The organism is uncultured Bradyrhizobium sp. (genome assembly GCF_947648125.1).
GTDB lineage: Bacteria > Pseudomonadota > Alphaproteobacteria > Rhizobiales > Xanthobacteraceae > Bradyrhizobium.
In genome coordinates, this window is sequence record NZ_CANSMR010000010.1 from 195499 (window position 1) to 212929 (window position 17431).

The window sequence follows — 17431 nt, forward strand, 5'->3', positions numbered from 1 at the left end:
TGCATCCGGTATGCCAGAGGAGCGATTAAGAATCGTTCTCAGGATTCGGTTTCGTCGGCCGGCGCGGCTTCCTCGAAGCGCTCGCGGGGCCAGACGATCTGCACCACGGCGCCGTGATCGGGGAAGGGCCGATTGGTAAACGACACCTTGGCTCCGGTGCGTTCCAGCAGCGTCCTTGCGATGAAGACGCCCAAGCCCAGGCCACCACGCGCATTTTGGGCCTCATCCGCGCCCCGGCGGCGCGACAAATACGGCTCGCCGATCCGCTTCAGCATGTCAGGTGCGATGCCCGGGCCGTCGTCGGAGACGACGATCTCGATGGTTTCCGCGTTCCACCACGCGTTCACCTCGACCGTCTGATGCGCGAAATCGACCGCATTTTCGAGAATGTTTCCGACGCCATAAAGGATCGCGGGATTGCGCGCCGCGACCGGTTCACGCGTTGCTGCGACAGCAAGCCGCACCTTGATGTTGATACCGAAATCGCGATGTGGCGCCACCGCCTCCTCGATCAGGGTCGACAGCTTCATGGTGTCGAACGGCGCGCCGCTTGATGATAATTGCGCAATCTTGCTCAGGATGTCGCGGCACCGCTGCGCCTGCTCGCGCACCGTCTTGAGGTCATCGGCGATCGCCGGGTCGTGCACCGTCTTCTCGAGCTCGCGCGAGATCAGGAAGATCGTCGACAGCGGCGTGCCGAGTTCATGCGCGGCGGCGGCGGCGAGGCCGTCGAGCTGGGTCAGATGCTGCTCGCGCGTCAGGATCAGCTCGGTCGCGGCAAGCGCATCGGAGAGCTGGCGCGCCTCCTCGGTCACCTGGAATGCGTAAAGGCTGGTGACGCCGATCGCGAGCAGGATCGAAAGCCAGACGCCGATCAAATAGATCGGCGGCAGCACCAGCGGATCGTCGCCGTCCCAGGGCAGCGGCAGATGGTAGAAGAACAGCGCCGAGGCGCAGGCGACCGCAAGGCAGCCGAGCGCGATCGTCAGGCGGATCGGCAGCACCGTGGCCGAGATCAGGACCGGCGCCAGGAACAGGAACGAGAACGGGTTCTGCAGCCCCCCGGTGAAATACAGAAGGCCGCCGAGCTCGACGATGTTGATGGCGAGCAGGGCCGCGGCATAGGCCGGCTCCAGCCGCTGCATCGGGTTGAAGGCGATCTGCAGCGCCAGATTGAGCAGTGCCGAGAACGTCACGATGATGACGCAGGGGACGATCGGAACGTCGAATTCCAGTCCCTGGGCCACGATGAAGATCGCGACGAGCTGGCCGAGCGCGGCGAGCCAGCGCAACCGCAGGATCGTATCCAGGCGGACATAGCGGCGAGGTTGGCGGAAATCGGAAGCGAAGTCGGTCATCTCTGGACTTTAGCTGTGCCGTGGGCGGCGCACAAATTCGCGACTTAGCGCAAGCACGCGCGGCAAGCCTTGCGCTTATTGTCGCAATGCCCCAATGACGGCGATATGCAACAGCGCGGAACAGGTCAGGCGCAAGCGCCTGCGGCCAATCAAGCGCCCAATCAGCCGCCCGCGGCCGATCAGAGCGGGTCGGCAGCGATCGACGTTGCGCATCTGGTCAAGGTCTACAAGACCACCCGCGCGGTCGACGATATCTCCTTCCGGATCGCGCGCGGCAGTATCACCGGCCTGCTCGGCGGCAACGGCGCCGGCAAGACCACGACGATCGCGATGATCATGGGGCTGGTGCTGCCGACCTCGGGCAGCGTCGCGGTGCTGGGCGCGAGAATTCCGGAACAGCGCTACGACGTGCTCGGCCGGATGAATTTCGAGAGCCCCTATGTCGACATGCCGATGCGGCTCACGGTGCGGCAGAACCTGACCATTTTCGGCCGCCTCTATGCCGTGAAGCATCTGCGCGAGCGGATCGACCAGCTCGCCGCCGATCTCGATCTCACCGAATTCCTCGACCGCTCCAACGGTAAGCTCTCCGCCGGGCAGAAAACCCGCGTCGCGCTGGCGAAGGCGCTGATCAACGAGCCGGACCTGCTGCTGCTCGACGAGCCGACCGCATCGCTCGACCCGGACACCGCCGACTGGGTGCGGCAACATCTCGAGACCTACCGCAAGACCCATAACGCGACCATCCTGCTGGCCTCGCACAACATGCTGGAGGTCGAGCGCCTCTGTGACCGCGTCATCATCATGAAGCGCGGCAAGATCGAGGACGACGACAGCCCCGAGGGGATCATGGCGCGCTACAACCGCGACACGCTGGAAGAGGTGTTTCTCGACGTGGCGCGCGGCCGCCTCCGGGAGGGCGCGCCAGAGGGCACATCATGAGCGAAATCGTCAGCCATCAGCCGCGCGGCGTCTCACTGCAACGCATCAATGCGATGGTGCTGCGCTATTGGTATCTCCTGATCTCGTCATGGCCGCGGCTGCTGGAACTGATCTACTGGCCGGCCTTGCAGATCATCACTTGGGGCTTCCTGCAGAATTACATCTCGCAAGCATCCGGATTCTTTGCCAGGGCGGGAGGCACGCTGATCGGCGCCGTGATCCTGTGGGACATCCTGTTTCGCGGCCAGCTCGGCTTTTCCATCTCGTTCCTCGAAGAGATGTGGGCGCGCAATCTCGGCAACCTGATGATGAGCCCGCTGAAGCCGATCGAATTCCTGCTCTCGCTGATGATCATGAGCCTGATCCGGCTTGCCATCGGCGTGATCCCGATGACGCTGCTGGCGCTGTTCTTTTTCGGCTTCAACTTCTACGCCATCGGGCTGCCGCTGATCGCGTTCTTCTGCAATCTGATCTTCACCAGCTGGTCGGTCGGCGTGTTCGCCTCGGGCCTTGTGTTGCGCAACGGGCTCGGCGCGGAGAGCATCGTCTGGACGCTGATGTTCGCGGTGATGCCGCTCGCCTGCATCTACTATCCGGTCGAGGTGTTGCCGGTCTGGCTGCAATATGTCGCCTGGACCTTGCCGCCGACCTATGTGTTCGAAGGCATGCGGTCGCTGCTGATCGATCACGTCTTCCGCGCCGACCTGATGGCGTGGGCGCTGGTCATCAACGCCATCCTGTTCGCTGCCTCTTTTGCGGTCTTCCTTGCCCTTTTGCAGAGCGCCAAGCGCAACGGATCGCTGCTCGCGGGTGGTGAATAAATGTCACTTTCCCGTGGATTCTCGGTGTTTTAGCCCGATATCGACCCCAGATTCGACTCGCGGCGCATTGACGCATTGTTACGCATTGGTCAGTATGCTGCGGCGCAAAACAGGGGTCTGAAAATACTATGCCCATCGGTGAATTTGGCGGTGCCCCGCCACTAGCGGCGGAAGGCAGCCCGGCACTCACGACGCCGCTGTACTGGATGTATGAGATGGCGCATGCGTCGCTCAATCCGGTACGCGCCGTGACCGACGCCACCAAGATCCTGTTTCAGAATCCGCTCAATCCGTGGACGCACACCGAGTTCGGCAAATCGATCGCCGCCGGCTGCGAATTGTTCGAGCGCACCACGCGCCGCTACGGCAAGCCGGATTGGAACCTGCCGACGACCGAGGTCAACGGCATCCGCACGGCGGTCGAGGTTCGCACGGTCTGGGAAAAGCCGTTCTGCCGCCTGCTGCATTTCGACCGCAAGCTGACGCGTCCTCTGCGCTCGCCGCAGCCGCGCGTGCTGATCGTGGCGCCGATGTCGGGCCACTATGCGACGCTGCTGCGCGGCACGGTTGAAGCGTTCCTGCCGACGCATGAGGTCTACATCACCGACTGGGCCGATGCGCGCATGGTGCCGCTCGCGGCCGGCCGGTTCGATCTCGACGACTATGTCGATTACCTGATCGAGATGCTGCATGCGCTCGGCGGCAACATGCACATCGTCGCGGTGTGCCAGCCTTCGGTGCCTGTCGTCGCAGCTGTTTCGGTGATGGAAGCCAGCAACGACCCGTTTGTGCCGCTGTCGATGACGCTGATGGGCGGCCCGATCGACACCAGGCGCAATCCGACCGCGGTCAACAACCTCGCGGAAGAGCGCGGCATCGAATGGTTCCGCAACAATGTCATCACCAAGGTGCCGTTCCCGCATCCGGGCGTGATGCGCGACGTCTATCCGGGTTTCCTGCAGCTCAACGGCTTCATCAGCATGAACCTGGATCGGCACATGGACGCGCACAAGGCGCTGTTCGCCAATCTGGTGAAGGGTGACGGCGATCTCGTCGACAAGCACCGTGAATTCTATGACGAATATCTCGCGGTGATGGACCTCACTGCCGAGTATTACCTGCAGACCGTCGACCTCGTCTTCGTCAAGCACGCGCTGCCGAAGGGCGAGATGACTCATCGCGGCAAGCCGGTCGATCCGTCGAAGATCCGCCGCGTCGCGCTGATGACGGTGGAAGGCGAGAAGGACGACATCTCCGGCCTCGGCCAGACCGAGGCGACACACGCGCTCTGCACCGCGATCCCAAACCATCGCCGCGTGCACTACGTGCAGAAGGGTGTCGGGCACTACGGCGTGTTCAACGGCTCGCGGTTCCGCTCCGAAATCGTGCCGCGAATCTCCGATTTCATGGTTTCGGCGGCCAATACGCGGCTTTCCCTGGTCGCCGCGGCCGAATAGGTATCGCCCCGGCCGCGATTATCGTAGTCACGCAAGTCACTGATTTAACTAAAAGAATCTCAAATCAGCCAAGGCTCAAGTGATGAATTTAATTTCATCTCTTGGGCCTTTTTCGTGACTCCGATTCATCAGAAAAATACCGGTTCCGACCCCAGCCGGTAGAGGTCAAATAACGGCCAACCCCTGTATATTGGGCAAATGATTTGTTTTTGCGCCGAGCGCTTTCCCTGGCGGCGGATATGGCAAAGTTCGGGCGAACTCCTGCTCCCCGGACTCTCAGAAATGGCTACTCGCGCGCTCCTCTATCGGCGGCCTGCCGAACCCGCGACCGTATTGGTCAGACACGGCTCCCAGTTCTTCACCGTCAGACTGCGCCGGCATAGGCGCGCGCGCCGCTATACGCTCAGGATTCATCCGACCGACCGCGAAGCGATCCTGACGATGCCGCCGCGCGGCACGATCGTGGAGGCGAAGGAATTCGCCAATATCCATGGCGGCTGGATCGCCGCCCGTCTTGGCCGCTTGCCGAAGGCTGCGCCGTTCCAGCCCGGCACCGTGGTGCCGTTGCGCGGTGTGCCGCATCGGCTGGTGCATCGCTCGGGTGAGCGCGGCACGGTCTGGACCGAGACGCGCGACAGCGGCGAGAAGGTCCTTTGCGTCGCCGGCGGCGTCGAGCACATGGACCGCCGGGTGCATGACTTCCTCAAGCGCGAGGCGCGCAAGGACCTGCAGAAGGCGGCGCAGCTGCACGCCGCGGAACTCGGCGTACGGGTCCGGCGTATCTCGATCCGCGACCAGTCCAGCCGTTGGGGCTCGTGCACCTCGGCGGGTTCGTTGTCGTTCTCGTGGCGGCTGATCCTGGCGCCGCCGTTCGTGCTCGACTACCTCGCCGCGCATGAGGTCGCGCATCTCGTCGAGATGAATCACTCGGCGCGGTTCTGGCGGGTGGTCGACAAGGTCTGTGCGTCGGTCACGCGCGCCAAGAACTGGCTCGACACCTACGGCAACGACCTGCATCGCTACGGGATTCAGGAGTAGGCAGCGCTGTCTCCGCCACCTCCGCTGTCATCGCCCGCGCAAGCGGGCGATCCAGTCGCGTAGGATGGGTAGAGCGAAGCGAAACCCATCGATTGATGTCCGCGGCACGAAGCTAATGGGTTTCGCTGCGCTCTACCCATCCTACGCACCAGCTGTCGACGGCCTACCGAAACAACCGATCCGCCAACCAGCCATCCAGCCCCGCCGCAGCCTCCGGCCGCGCGTTCGGGTTCGGTGGCGCCGAGGCGCGGGCCGGCGTCGGCGGTGGCTGGCGGTAATAGCCGCCGCCGGACGGGACCGGCGCGGGCGGCGGTGCCTGCATCGGCGGTTGAATCTGCAGCGGTGCCGCCGGTGCTGGCGCTGATATCTGCGACGAGATCTGCATCAGGTTCGCCGGGGCCCAGCTGCCCTGCGAGTTCGGGATCGCCGCCACCGGCACGCCCTGATGCGCGGCCTTCATGAAGCGGGTCCACACTTCCACCGGCAGGCCGCCACCGGTTGCCTTCTTGGTCGGCGAATTGTCGTCATTGCCGAGCCAGACGCCGGTGACGAGCTTGGCGGTGTAGCCGATGAACCAGGCGTCGCGATAATCCTGGCTGGTGCCGGTCTTGCCGGCGGCGGTCCAGCCGGGGATCTCGGCCTTGCGCGCGGTGCCCGAGATCAGCGTCTCGCGCATCATGCTGTTCATCATCGCGTCATAGCGCGGCTCGATCACCTGGTTGGGTGGATCCGTCGGGCGGTCATAGAGTAGCTTGCCGGAACTGGTGCGGATCTTGGTCACCACATGCGGCGAGATGGCGTAGCCGCCATTGGCGAACGGTGCATAGGCGCCGACCAGCTCGATCACGGACACTTCCGAGGTGCCGAGCGCGATCGAGACGTTGGGCTCTAACTTCGAGGAGATGCCGAGCCGGTGCGCAGTGCGCACCACGTTCTTGGCGCCGACCTCGACGCCGAGCCGCACCGCCACCGTGTTCAGCGACATCGCCAGCGCCTGGGTCAACGTCACCGAGCCGAAATATTCGTGGGTGTAGTTCTCCGGCTTCCAGCCCTTGATGTCGAGCGGCGCGTCGGTGCGGATGGTGTCCGGCGTCAGCCCGGATTCGACCGCGGTGAGATAGACGAACGGCTTGAATGACGAGCCCGGCTGCCGCTTCGCGGTGACGGCGCGATTGTACTGGCTCTCGGCATAGTTCCGGCCGCCGACCATGGCGCGCACCGCGCCGTCAGGCGTCATCGCCACCAGCGCACCCTGGCTGACATTGAACTTCACGCTCTTGGCGGCGAGCTCGTCGATGACGGCGGCTTCGGCGACGTTCTGCAGCTTCGGATCGATCGTGGTCTGCACCACGATGTCCTGGTCGATCTGGCCGACCAGATCGTCGAGCACTTCGCCGATCCAGTCGGCGACATAGTTCACGGTGCCGGCGCCGGCCGGCTTCACCGCAATCGAGGGCTGGCCGATCGAGGCTTTCGCTTGCGCCTCGGTGATGAACTTGGCGTCGGCCATCGCCGCGAGCACGACCTGCGCGCGCTGCTCGGCGCCCTCGGGGTTGCGGTTCGGCGCCAGCCGCGACGGCGACTTGACGAGGCCCGCGAGCATTGCGGCTTCGGGCAAGGTCACGTTCTTCGCCGACTTGCCGAAATAGCGCTGCGCGGCGGCCTCGACGCCGTAGGCGCCGGAACCGAAATAGACGCGGTTGAGATAGAGCTCGAGGATCTCGTCCTTGGAATGCTTGCGTTCCAGCCACAGCGCGAGCTCGGCCTCCTGCAGCTTGCGCTGCATGGTGCGCTCCTGGGTCAGGAACAGGTTCTTGGCGAGCTGCTGCGTCAAGGTCGAACCGCCCTGCGACACACCTCGATGCAGCACGTTGGTGACGGCTGCGCGTAAAATGCCGAGCGGGTCGACGCCGAAATGCGAATAGAAGCGGCGGTCTTCGATGGCGATGAACGCCTTTGGCAGATAGGGCGGCAGGTCCTTCAACGCGATGTTGGCGCCGGCCATTTCGCCGCGCTGTGCCAGCACGCTGCCGTCGATCCCGACGATCTGGATCGTCGGCGGACGCTTGGGAATTTCCAGTGACTGGATCGGCGGCAGGTGCGCGCCGACCCACACCACGACACCGATCACGGCAATGCCCGTCCACAGGCCGAGCACCGCAGTCCAATAGAACAGGCGGCCGATGCCGAAGCCGCGCGACTTGCTGCGCCGCTTGCTGCCGCTGCGCGACGGGCGCGGTTTCTCGCTGCCGGAATTGCTGCTTTTGGGTTTGGATTTGGCGGGCTTGTCGTCGCCGCCGCCGGGAACGCGATCGGAGGGTGACAGGCGAAGGTCGGCGAGCGCGGCCGGAAGCCCGAACAGCGGCTCCTTGCGCGCACCGCCTTTTTTACGTCCCCACGCCATCCGCAACGCTCACACCCTGACAGGGGTGCACGCTAGCGTTCCCGGTTTAAGGGGCGGTTACGCAAAGCTTAACGTGGGATTAGGAGGTGAGGCGGTGCATGCTACATGTAGATGGAACAACAAGACAAAGGAGCACCGCATGGGCCATATCGATCCGACCAAGGACGTGTTTGCGCAATTCCGGGACAACAATCGGCCGGGCCCGATCCACATGCTCAATCTGGTGCGCTTGCGCGAATGGGCCGCCTATCCCGATGGCCGCAAGGCGACCGGCGCGGAAGCCTATGCTGCGTATGGCCGTGAGAGCGGCCCGGTGTTCGAACGGCTCGGCGGCCGTATCGTCTGGCAGGGCCGCTTCGAGCTGATGCTGATCGGTCCGCAGGAGGAGCGCTGGGATCACTGCTTCATCGCGGAGTATCCAAGCGTTGCCGCCTTCGTCGAAATGATCCGCGATCCGGTCTATCGCGAGGCGGTGAAGCATCGCCAGGCCGGCGTCGAGGATTCGCGGCTGATCCGCCACGCGGTGCTGCCGGTCGGCAAGAATTTCGGCGAGATTCCGGCGTAGGCAATCAAAACCGCTAGCGCTTGCTATCCCCGTCACCCTGAGGAGCGCGTAGCGCGTCTCGAAGGGTGCACGGCCACAGCCGGGCCCCGTCGACCCTTCGAGACGGCCGCGTTGCGGCCTCCTCAGGGTGACGGAGTGCACCGTTCCATCCACGTCATTGCGAGCGAAGCGAAGCAATCCATGTCTCGGCTTGCGGAGCGATGGATTGCTTCGTCGCTATCGCTCCTCGCAATGACGGTGACAGGGCGAAGCCCCAAAACAAAATCGGCGGCCCGGAGGCCGCCGATTGCATCTCAACTCTGCGCGGACAGCTAGCCCGCCGGGCCGGCGTCCTCGAGGATCGGGCCGAACAGCTCCCAGCGCTCGCCGTTGAACTTCATCATCTGCAGCTGCTTGTTGACGCGATAGTCGTTCGGCGTGGTGTTGCCCTTGATGCCGGGCAGCGCCATGTCGAGGTCGACATTCTTCAGGTTGGTGGCCTGCTTCAGCACGTTCTCGCGCGTCAGCTCGTCGCCGCACTGCTTCAGCACATGCACCATCAGCTGGGCGGTGGAGTAGCCGTAGGTATTGAAGTTCGAGTTCTTGTCGCCGTCGGGATAGTACTTCGCCATGAAGTCGAAATAGCGCTTCATGCCGGGATCGTCCTTCCACTGCGGATCGGCGGGATCCTTGCCATAGTTGGTCGAGATCAGGCCCTTGGAGGCCTCCAGGCCCGCCGGCTGCAGCACGGCGCCGACCGAGGTGGCGTTGATGTCGACGATGTGGACCGGATGCCAGCCGAGCTCGGCGATCTTCTTGATCGCCTGCGCGGCCTGCTTCGGCGTCGAGGCCGAGAAGAACAGGTCGGCGCCGGCATCCTTGATCTTGATCACCTGGGAATCGATGGTCGGGTCGGAGACCTCATAGGAGGCCTCGGCCACGATCATCTTGGCGGCCTTGTCGCCGAGGCCGGCCTTGATGCCGTTCAGATAATCCTTGCCGAGGTCGTCGTTCTGATAGAGCACGCCGATCTTGGCGTTCGGATGCTCCTTCAGGATGTACTGGCCGTAGATGCGGCCTTCGACGAAGTAGTTCGGATTGAAGCCGAGCGTCCACGGGAAGTTCTTCGGATCGGTGAACTTCGAGGCGCCGGTGGCGGCGAACAGCTGCGGCACCTTCTTGGCGTTGAGATACTTCTGCACGGCGGCGTTCGACGGCGTGCCGACGATCTGGAAGGTCAGCAGCACCTCGTCGCTCTCGACGAGCTTGCGCACCTGCTCGACGGCCTTGGGCGGCGAATAGGCGTCGTCATACTGGATCAGGTTGATCTTGCGGCCGTTGATGCCGCCCTGATCGTTGATCATCTTGAAATAGGCCGCCTGGGTCTTGCCGATCGAGGCATAGGCGGAAGCCGGCCCGGAGAAGGGGACGGTCTGGCCGATCTTGATCTCGGTGTCGCTCGCGCCCGGATCGTACTTCTTTTGCGCGGAGGCCGACGTTGCAGACAGCGCGATCGCGAGCGCCGCTCCCGTGACCAGGTGGAAAATCCCATTCCTCATAATGCTGTTTCCCTCACGTGACTGATGGTTGGCCGATGATCTTGTCCGCGGGTTCAAGGTCCCGCGGTCGCCATCGCTGGGCCGGGATACTGGAGGAACCGTTGCTGCGACGCAAGACGACGGATGCCGAAAAGGCGAGCAATTTCAGTCAACGAAAGTAGGGGGCGGCGCAAAAAGAACCGGCGCAGCGGGGATGCGCTGCGCCGGTCGGTCTCGCTCTCCCTTCACCTCTCCCGCTTGCGGGGGAGGTCGGATTGCATCGCAGATGCAATCCGGGTGGGGGCTCTCTCCACAGCATGACTCGTGGGGATACCCCCCACCCCAACCCTCCCTCGCAAGCGGGAGAGGGAGCGCAGTCCCGCCGTGGCGCGACCTAGCCCGCCGGTCCAGTGTCCTCGATGATCGGGCCGAACAGCTCCCAGCGCTCGCCGTTGAACTTCATCATCTGCATCTGCTTGTTGATGCGATAATCGTTCGGTCCCGTCGTGATCGACATGCCCGGCAGCGCGAGGCTCGGCACGAACTTCTTCAGGCTGGTCACCTGCTTCATCAGGTTCTCGCGGGTGAGGTCGTCGCCGCACTGCTTCAGCACCTGGATCAGGAGCTCGGCCGTCGAATAGCCGTAGGTGTTGACCGTGTTGAGCTTGTCGCCCTCCGGGTAATACTTGTCCATGAAGGCGAAATAGGCCTTCACGCCGGGATCGTCCTTCCACTGCGGATCGGCAGGGTCCTTGCCGTAATTGGTCGAGATGATGCCCTTGGAAATGTCGAGGCCGGCCGGCTTCAGCGTCGCCGACACCGGGCTCGCATTGATGTCGAGGATGTGCACCGGGTGCCAGTCAAGGTCCGCGACCTTGCGGATCGCCTGAGCTGCGAATTTCGGCGTCGACGCGTTATAGAGCAGGTCGACGCCGGCGGCCTTCAGCTTGACGATCTGGGAATCGACGGTCGGGTCGGTCAGCTCGTAGGACACCTCGGCGACGATCATGCTCGCGGCCTTGTCGCCGAGCCCGCTCTTCAGGCCGGTGATGTAGTCACGGCCGAGATCGTCGTTCTGGTAGAAGATGCCGATCTTGGCGTTCGGGTGATTGGCCAGGATATATTTGGCGTAGATGCGTCCCTCGGACTGGTAGTTCGGATTGAACGCGATCGTCCACGGCGCGTTCTGCGGATCGGAGAAGCGCGAGGCGCCGGTGGAAGCGAGCAGCTGCGGCACCTTCCTGGCATTCAGATATTTCTGCACGGCGGCATTTGAGGGCGTGCCGATGATCTGGAAGGTGAACAGCACCTCGTCGCCCTCGACCAGCTTGCGGACCTGCTCGACCGCTTTCGGCGGCGAATAGGCGTCGTCATACTGGATCAGGTTCAGCTTGCGGCCGTTGATGCCACCCTGGTCGTTGATCATCTTGATGTAGGCCGCCTGGGTCTTGCCGATGCCCGCATAGGCGGATGCGGGGCCCGAGAACGGTACGGTCTGGCCGATCTTGATCTCGGTGTCGGTCGCGCCGACGTCGTATTTCTTCTGCGCGGTGGCCGATGTAACCGACAACGCGATGGCAAGCGCTGTCGCAGCGAGCAATTGCACGCTCCTCATGTTCGTGACCTCCCATGTTGCCGGTGATCTTGTCCGCAAGGCTCAAGCCGGCGGATGTCACCGTTATCAGGGATGATGGAGGAAGGGCGGGGGCATTGCAAGATGATGCCCCTGCGCGCGATGGCGCGTTTGAGCATGATCCGGAAAAGTGCGAAGCGGTTTTCCGAGGGGATCATGCTCAAGAAAATAAAAGCGCGCCCACGCTTTAAGCAAGCCAGAGCAGGATCAGCGCCAGCACAGCGGGCGCCGCCTGCACATAAAGAATGCGCCGGCTGACGGTGGCGGCGCCATAGGCGCCGGCGACGATCACGCAGAGCAGGAAGAATGTCTTGATCTGGAATGCGAAGGCGGCATTGCCGTGCACCAGGCCCCAGATCAGTCCGGCGGCGAGGAAGCCGTTGTAGAGCCCCTGATTGGCGGCAAGCACGGCCGAATCAGTCGCCTTCTCGATCGAGTTGCGAAAGGTCTTCAGTCCGAGCGGCTTGGTCCACAGGAACATCTCGAGCACAAGAAAATAGACGTGCAGCGCGGCCACCACCGCGACCAGGACATTGGCAAGCAAAAGCATATTGCGGTCCCCCCGGAGCTTCGGTTCTGATTGAATCAGAACCGAAGCTCAAGATTCTTGCTTTGACGCGTTTTCTTCACGCGAACCGGTGTCCACTTCGCTCGAAAACGCTCTCACCGGAATTCGGGTGGACGCTAGCACGCGGGCGGTGAATTGTATGCCGAGCGACCTGTTTCCAGAGCAATGACGTTCCAGAGTGACTGATATGGCCGACCGCAAGACTGCACAGACCTTCAATCTCGACCGCCTCAAGACGCCGATCGGCACCGCGCTGCTGGTGACCGATGACGACGGCGTGCTGCGCGCGCTCGACTGGGACGACTATGAAGGGCGGATGCTCGACCTGCTGCGGTTGCACTATGGCGCCGTGACGTTGCGGGACGGCCGCGCGCCGGCTGCGATGCGCAAGGCGCTCGGCGACTACTTCAACGGCGATCTCGATCGCCTGACCGATGTCGAATGGCGCGTTGCCGGCACGCCGTTCCAGCAGAAGGTCTGGCACGCGCTGCCGAAGATCCCGCCGGGCACCACCATGAGCTACGGCGCGCTGGCGGCGAAACTGAAAGTGCCGAACGCGATGCGCGCGGTCGGCCACGCCAACGGCTCCAACCCGATCAGCGTCGTCGTGCCCTGTCACCGCCTGATCGGCGCCAACGGCTCGCTGGTCAAATATGGCGGTGGACTGGAGCGCAAGCGCTGGCTGCTGCGCCACGAGGGCGTGGCGATCTAGCGGCCGAACTTAGCCGCAGTGAGACGATCAATCGAGATCCTCGCGCGGCATGTTGCGCAGATCGCGCACGATGTAGAGGAATACAATGAGCGAAGGCACCCACGCGAGGATCGCTCCTACCAGCATCGCATCGACCGTCGTCATCGGAGCTCCCCTGAGCGCGTCAGATCAGTTTCTTCGATGGGCCGCCGGTTCTCGGAAGGGGATAGAGCCACTTCCAATAGACCTTGTTGCGCTCCAGCTGCCGCTTGTAGATCTCGCGGCACTTCGTCGAGCAGAACTGCTCGAAGTACCAGCTGTGCCGGACCAGTCCGAAGGGCCGCCGGCATCCTGGATTCGCGCAACGGCCTGTCATGATGCTGCCTCCGCATTCGCTCGCCAAAGCCAGCGAATGAAATTCTCCTGACCCTTGTGAAGACAGAGCCGTCCGCAGTAGCGTTCACCCGCCGGATTTCGCAGGCAGATGATCTTGGCATCTTCATTGTCACACTGGGCGCAGCGCGGTTCGGTACGCATGGCGACTTCCCTCCAAGGAACTGCCATTTGCCAATCAAGAATGTCTGATGCTGTCGTTGCCGTCGGTCTTCTTGAGGGACGGCGCCGCGAAATCTCGCGCTGCCACCGTCCATGTGCAACTTGTCCAGATGTTTCGCGGCATCATCCTTGCGTATATTGATTTGGACTCACGCGCTCGTCGCTGTGCCATGCTGTGCGAGCGCGGCATCGAGGCATTTGACCAGCGCATCTCCGTCAAACGGCTTGATCAGAAAGCAGATCGCGCCCGCCTCCATGGCTCGGGCCCGATCGGTTTCGACGGAGAAGGCCGTGATGAAAATGAACGGGAGGCGCCGGCCGTCGGCAATCAGGCGGGCCTGCAGGTCGAGCCCGCTCATCGCCGGCATCCTGACATCGGCTATCACGCAGGATGTGTCGTTCAGTTGCGGCGAGTGCAGGAATTCTTCGGCCGACGCATAGGTCTGGACCGCGTAGCCAAGCGACCTGACAAGATTGTCGGTCGCGGTACGGACCGACATGTCATCGTCGACGATTGATATCACCGGGTTGGACAAGAAGGTTTCCTGGAACGGCCAGAGGGGCCTCTGGTGTCTGCTCTCAAGGAGCCACAGTGCGTCGTCGGCCGCGGCCGGAGAATCATACTTAGGTTTGCGCGCCGCCGGATGCCTGCTTGATCCCGAGGATTTGCGCCATCCTGACCAGGTCCGGCAACGACTTCGCCGCCATTTTCCGCATAATGTGCCCGCGGTGGATCTTGACTGTGATCTCGGCTACGCCGATTTCGGCGGCGACCTGCTTGTTCATGAGCCCCGCGGTGACGAGGCTCATGATCTGGCGCTCGCGGGGGGTCAGGGTCGCGAAGGCTGCGCGCAGGTTCGCGAGCGCCCGGGCCTCATTGCGGCGCGTTCTGTCGCGTTCGATCGCAGTCGTGACGGCATCCAGCATGTCCTGGTCGCGGAACGGCTTGGTCAGGAAGTCGACGGCTCCGGCCTTCATGGCTCTGACCGTCATCGGGATATCGCCGTGGCCGGTCATGAAGATGATCGGAATATGAATGTCGGCCTTGGCCAATTCCGCCTGAAAGTCGAGGCCGCTCAGCCGGGGCAGCCTGATGTCCAGGATCAGGCAGCTCGGAACATCGGGGAGCTTGTGCTGCAGAAATTCATGGGCCGACCCGAACGCGGCGGTGCGCAGGCCGACCGATCGGAAAAGGTTGCTCAGCGAGTCTCGCACCGACAAATCGTCGTCGACGACGAACACGATCGGATCCTCGGCGTTCGTGAGGGCGGGAGGCGATGCCGCGCGTCCGATCACCATGCATGATCCTCCTGACGCAGCGGCAGGATGAACTGGAACGTCGTGCCGGGGCCGATATTTCTGGACACGGACAGGCGCCCTCGGTGGGCTTCGACGATCGAGCGGCAGATCGACAACCCCATTCCCATGCCGCTGGCCTTGGTGGTGTAGAAGGCGTCAAACAGCCGTTCGGCATTCTCTGTCGCAACCCCGACACCACAGTCGGTGACGGTGACCAGGATCTGCCCGGCATCGTCATGGTCCGTCCGGATCACGAGCTCCCGTGGCCTGTCCGTGACCGGCTGCATTGCCTCGATGCCGTTGACGACGAGGTTGAGGATGACTTGCTGCAGCTGGACACGGTCGGCGACCACAGGCGGGAGCGCGGGAGCGAGCTCGAGCTGCAGGGATACAAGGTGGCTCTGCAATTCATGCTGCACCAGGCCGATCACCTCGTTGATGGCTTCATTGATGTCGAGCGGCGCCATCTGACCGGTTGTCTTGTTCACCAGCGCGCGGACGCGCTGGATGACCTCGCCTGCCCGGTTGCCGTCGCTGATGATCGACCTGACCGCCCCGCGCGCTTCATTCAGATCGGGAGCCGCTCGGTTGAGCCAGCGCAGGCATGCGGCGGCGTTGGCGACCACGGCGGCAAGCGGCTGGTTCACTTCATGGGCGATCGATGCGGCGAGCTCGCCGAGCGCGGTCACGCGCGTGACATGCGCGAGGTTGGTCTGCGCTTCATGCAACCCCGCCTCGGCTCGCTTGCGGGCGGTCACGTCGGTGACCGCTCCGATGAATTCGGTGTCGCCGGAGGGGTCGGTCACCGCATGCGCCCTGGCGTGAACATATTTGATCGCGCCGTCCGGCATCAGCAATCGGTAGCCGTGCTCGAAGTCCCTGCCGTCGAGCGAGGCGCTGTCGATGGTCCGTTGCACGCGGCTGCGATCATCCGGATGGATGCGTTGAAGGACCGTGGCGTGCTTGATGGAAGGAGCCCTGTCGAATCCGAAGATCCTGAACGTCTCTTCCGACCAGATCACCTCACCGCTGGCGACGTGCCAGCCAAAGCTGCCGGTGTGGCTCAATCGCTGGGCTTCGCTCAGGTACATTTCGCTCTGCTGCAGCGCGTTTTCGGCCTGTTTGCGCTCGGTGATATCCTCGCATGCGATCAGGACGATCAATCGATCGTCCTGCCGCCGCACGGCCTTGGCATTTTCACGAACCCAAAGTCCTGAACCGTCCTTGCGGACCTTCCGGATTTCCCAATTGTGGGTTTGGCCGATGTTGTCGAGGCACGCCGCGACGTTGCGCTGGACCGCCTGATGGTCTTCGGCGGCAAAGACCCGCAGCACGGATTGTCCGAGCAATTCGTCGACGGTGTAGCCGAGTTGTGCCGCGCCGAACGTGTTGACCGACAGCACGAGACCCGCTGCGTCGACCATGAAGTACATGACCGGGTTGTGCTCGAACACCTCCCGCCATTGCGCTTCGCTGTTGCGCAGGGCCTCGACCGCGCGCTCTTCGCCGCTGGCCCGGCCGCGTAACATGGCTTCCATCTGCCTGTGGGTGCGGCCCACCACACCCATCATCAGCAATGCGGCGGCAAGCGAGGCGATCAGCAGCGCCAGCGCGATCAGATGGGCGGAAGCGGCAGGCTGCGGACCAAGCAGTAGCCCAATGCAGGTTGCGGCCAAAGCCAGCACCATGCCGCCGAGCAGCCATTGCTCGGCCGACCAGGACTTCGTGGTCGGGATGCGCATCATCGGCAGCCCCAGCATTTGGCCGTCATGGGCCGCGCTGCGTCGCTAGGTGACCGCTATCATCAGCGGCGACAACGTCGCCCTCCTAACTAACTGCATGTTAGCAGCTTTCTCGACGTCCGAACGGGATCGGGGGGCGTTTTTTGGCGATCCGCTCGCGTGGCGTGAGATCGCGCGGAAAGCGCAATCGCCGGACGAACTCAGGCCCAGGTTGCGGCTAAACCAAAGTATGTCGTCCCCATCCGAATGTAACGGCCGGATCAACCTCCGTTCAATGGCCGGTTTCCTCCCGGTGGCTACGCTTATTGGGTAACTCGATGACAGTAGAGGCCTTTCGGGGTTCAGCAATCGCCAATCAGAGACGGGAGATTGAAATGCCCAACACGCGCCTGCATCTGATCCTTTGCTCCGACGAGGTCGGGCGCGAGACGACGCCTCAGAGACGTAACCGTAGCTTCCAGCCCTCCGTTATCGACGGCGGCAAGCAAGCAGCGACCGCGCAGGCCGACCATTCCTGGATCGATCTGCTCGACGTGTTCGACTTGAGCGTGGTGCTCTGTCAGGCGAGCTACCTCGCCTTGCTGGGGGCAAGCCTAGTGGCGCTGCAGCCGCAATTGAACGTGCCAGATCCAGGATCGTAGCCCGCTCTGGATCTAAGTCCGGCAGGCTGCCGGGACCGACGCGCTGGCTGCTCACGCCTGGGTCGCGCAAAACGGGTCCGACAACAGCCTCCGTGAGAGCCCGGAATCCACTCCCCGTCTAGCCCCGGCCCTGATGGATTCCGGGCTCAGTTTCTCAGATGCGCAATTGCGCATCGGGAACGACGCTTGCAGAGAGCTTG

Annotated in this window: 16 protein-coding genes; 7 read left to right on the forward strand and 9 right to left on the reverse strand. The window is 63.2% G+C overall.

What is annotated here, in order from left to right:
* Positions 1-38 precede the first annotated feature (38 nt).
* Positions 39-1358: an ActS/PrrB/RegB family redox-sensitive histidine kinase gene (locus Q0030_RS19800; RefSeq protein ID WP_298370579.1), complete on the reverse strand. Its 1320-nt coding sequence runs from the start codon at positions 1356-1358 to the stop codon at positions 39-41.
* A gap of 105 nt (positions 1359-1463) precedes the next feature.
* Between Q0030_RS19800 and Q0030_RS19805 the strand changes: the two genes are divergently transcribed.
* The 4 genes from Q0030_RS19805 to Q0030_RS19820 all read left to right on the forward strand — a co-directional run bounded on the left by Q0030_RS19805 (position 1464) and on the right by Q0030_RS19820 (position 5616).
* On the forward strand, positions 1464-2300 hold the full coding sequence (locus Q0030_RS19805) for an ABC transporter ATP-binding protein (protein WP_298370582.1): 837 nt from the start codon (positions 1464-1466) through the stop codon (positions 2298-2300).
* Positions 2297-3121 (forward strand): ABC transporter permease, encoded by an 825-nt coding sequence (locus Q0030_RS19810; protein ID WP_298370585.1) that lies wholly within the window; start codon positions 2297-2299, stop codon positions 3119-3121. Before Q0030_RS19805 ends, Q0030_RS19810 begins: the two co-directional genes overlap by 4 nt.
* A gap of 128 nt (positions 3122-3249) precedes the next feature.
* On the forward strand, positions 3250-4578 hold the full coding sequence (phaZ, locus tag Q0030_RS19815; RefSeq protein ID WP_298370588.1) for a polyhydroxyalkanoate depolymerase: 1329 nt from the start codon (positions 3250-3252) through the stop codon (positions 4576-4578).
* Positions 4579-4776: 198 nt separating this feature from the next.
* Positions 4777-5616 carry a SprT family zinc-dependent metalloprotease gene (locus Q0030_RS19820; RefSeq protein WP_298370591.1) on the forward strand — a complete coding sequence of 280 codons (840 nt, stop codon included), beginning with the start codon at positions 4777-4779 and terminating at the stop codon, positions 5614-5616.
* A 163-nt stretch (positions 5617-5779) separates the two neighbouring features.
* Here Q0030_RS19820 and Q0030_RS19825 read toward each other — a convergent pair whose 3' ends face one another.
* Positions 5780-8020 (reverse strand): penicillin-binding protein 1A, encoded by a 2241-nt coding sequence (locus tag Q0030_RS19825; RefSeq protein ID WP_298370594.1) that lies wholly within the window; start codon positions 8018-8020, stop codon positions 5780-5782.
* 139 nt (positions 8021-8159) lie between these two features.
* Here Q0030_RS19825 and Q0030_RS19830 point away from each other — a divergent pair, with 139 nt between their 5' ends.
* Positions 8160-8585 carry a DUF1330 domain-containing protein gene (locus Q0030_RS19830; protein WP_298370596.1) on the forward strand — a complete coding sequence of 142 codons (426 nt, stop codon included), beginning with the start codon at positions 8160-8162 and terminating at the stop codon, positions 8583-8585.
* 311 nt (positions 8586-8896) lie between these two features.
* On the opposite strand, the gene Q0030_RS19835 is transcribed toward Q0030_RS19830, so the two are convergent.
* From Q0030_RS19835 to Q0030_RS19845, 3 genes are all read right to left on the reverse strand, one after another.
* Complete coding sequence (locus Q0030_RS19835; protein ID WP_298370599.1) at positions 8897-10123, reverse strand: ABC transporter substrate-binding protein; 1227 nt, start codon at positions 10121-10123, stop codon at positions 8897-8899.
* A gap of 373 nt (positions 10124-10496) precedes the next feature.
* Positions 10497-11717: an ABC transporter substrate-binding protein gene (locus Q0030_RS19840; RefSeq protein WP_298370601.1), complete on the reverse strand. Its 1221-nt coding sequence runs from the start codon at positions 11715-11717 to the stop codon at positions 10497-10499.
* 205 nt (positions 11718-11922) lie between these two features.
* Positions 11923-12285: a DUF1304 domain-containing protein gene (locus tag Q0030_RS19845; protein ID WP_298370604.1), complete on the reverse strand. Its 363-nt coding sequence runs from the start codon at positions 12283-12285 to the stop codon at positions 11923-11925.
* A 205-nt stretch (positions 12286-12490) separates the two neighbouring features.
* On the opposite strand from Q0030_RS19845, the gene Q0030_RS19850 reads away from it, so the two are divergent.
* A complete protein-coding gene (locus tag Q0030_RS19850) occupies positions 12491-13015 on the forward strand; it encodes a methylated-DNA--[protein]-cysteine S-methyltransferase (protein WP_298370766.1) in 525 nt (174 codons plus the stop codon).
* A 163-nt stretch (positions 13016-13178) separates the two neighbouring features.
* Here the strand turns inward: Q0030_RS19850 and Q0030_RS19855 are convergent, their stop codons facing one another.
* From Q0030_RS19855 to Q0030_RS19870, 4 genes are all read right to left on the reverse strand, one after another.
* Positions 13179-13370: a hypothetical protein gene (locus tag Q0030_RS19855; protein ID WP_298370607.1), complete on the reverse strand. Its 192-nt coding sequence runs from the start codon at positions 13368-13370 to the stop codon at positions 13179-13181.
* A gap of 328 nt (positions 13371-13698) precedes the next feature.
* Positions 13699-14073 carry a response regulator gene (locus Q0030_RS19860; RefSeq protein WP_298370769.1) on the reverse strand — a complete coding sequence of 125 codons (375 nt, stop codon included), beginning with the start codon at positions 14071-14073 and terminating at the stop codon, positions 13699-13701.
* A gap of 100 nt (positions 14074-14173) precedes the next feature.
* Positions 14174-14848, reverse strand: coding sequence for a response regulator transcription factor (locus Q0030_RS19865; protein ID WP_298370610.1), 675 nt, complete (start codon positions 14846-14848; stop codon positions 14174-14176).
* On the reverse strand, positions 14842-16608 hold the full coding sequence (locus tag Q0030_RS19870) for a PAS domain S-box protein (protein ID WP_298370613.1): 1767 nt from the start codon (positions 16606-16608) through the stop codon (positions 14842-14844). Before Q0030_RS19870 ends, Q0030_RS19865 begins: the two co-directional genes overlap by 7 nt.
* A 356-nt stretch (positions 16609-16964) precedes the next feature.
* Here Q0030_RS19870 and Q0030_RS19875 point away from each other — a divergent pair, with 356 nt between their 5' ends.
* On the forward strand, positions 16965-17231 hold the full coding sequence (locus Q0030_RS19875) for a hypothetical protein (protein WP_298370614.1): 267 nt from the start codon (positions 16965-16967) through the stop codon (positions 17229-17231).
* The last annotated feature ends 200 nt before the right edge of the window (positions 17232-17431 follow it).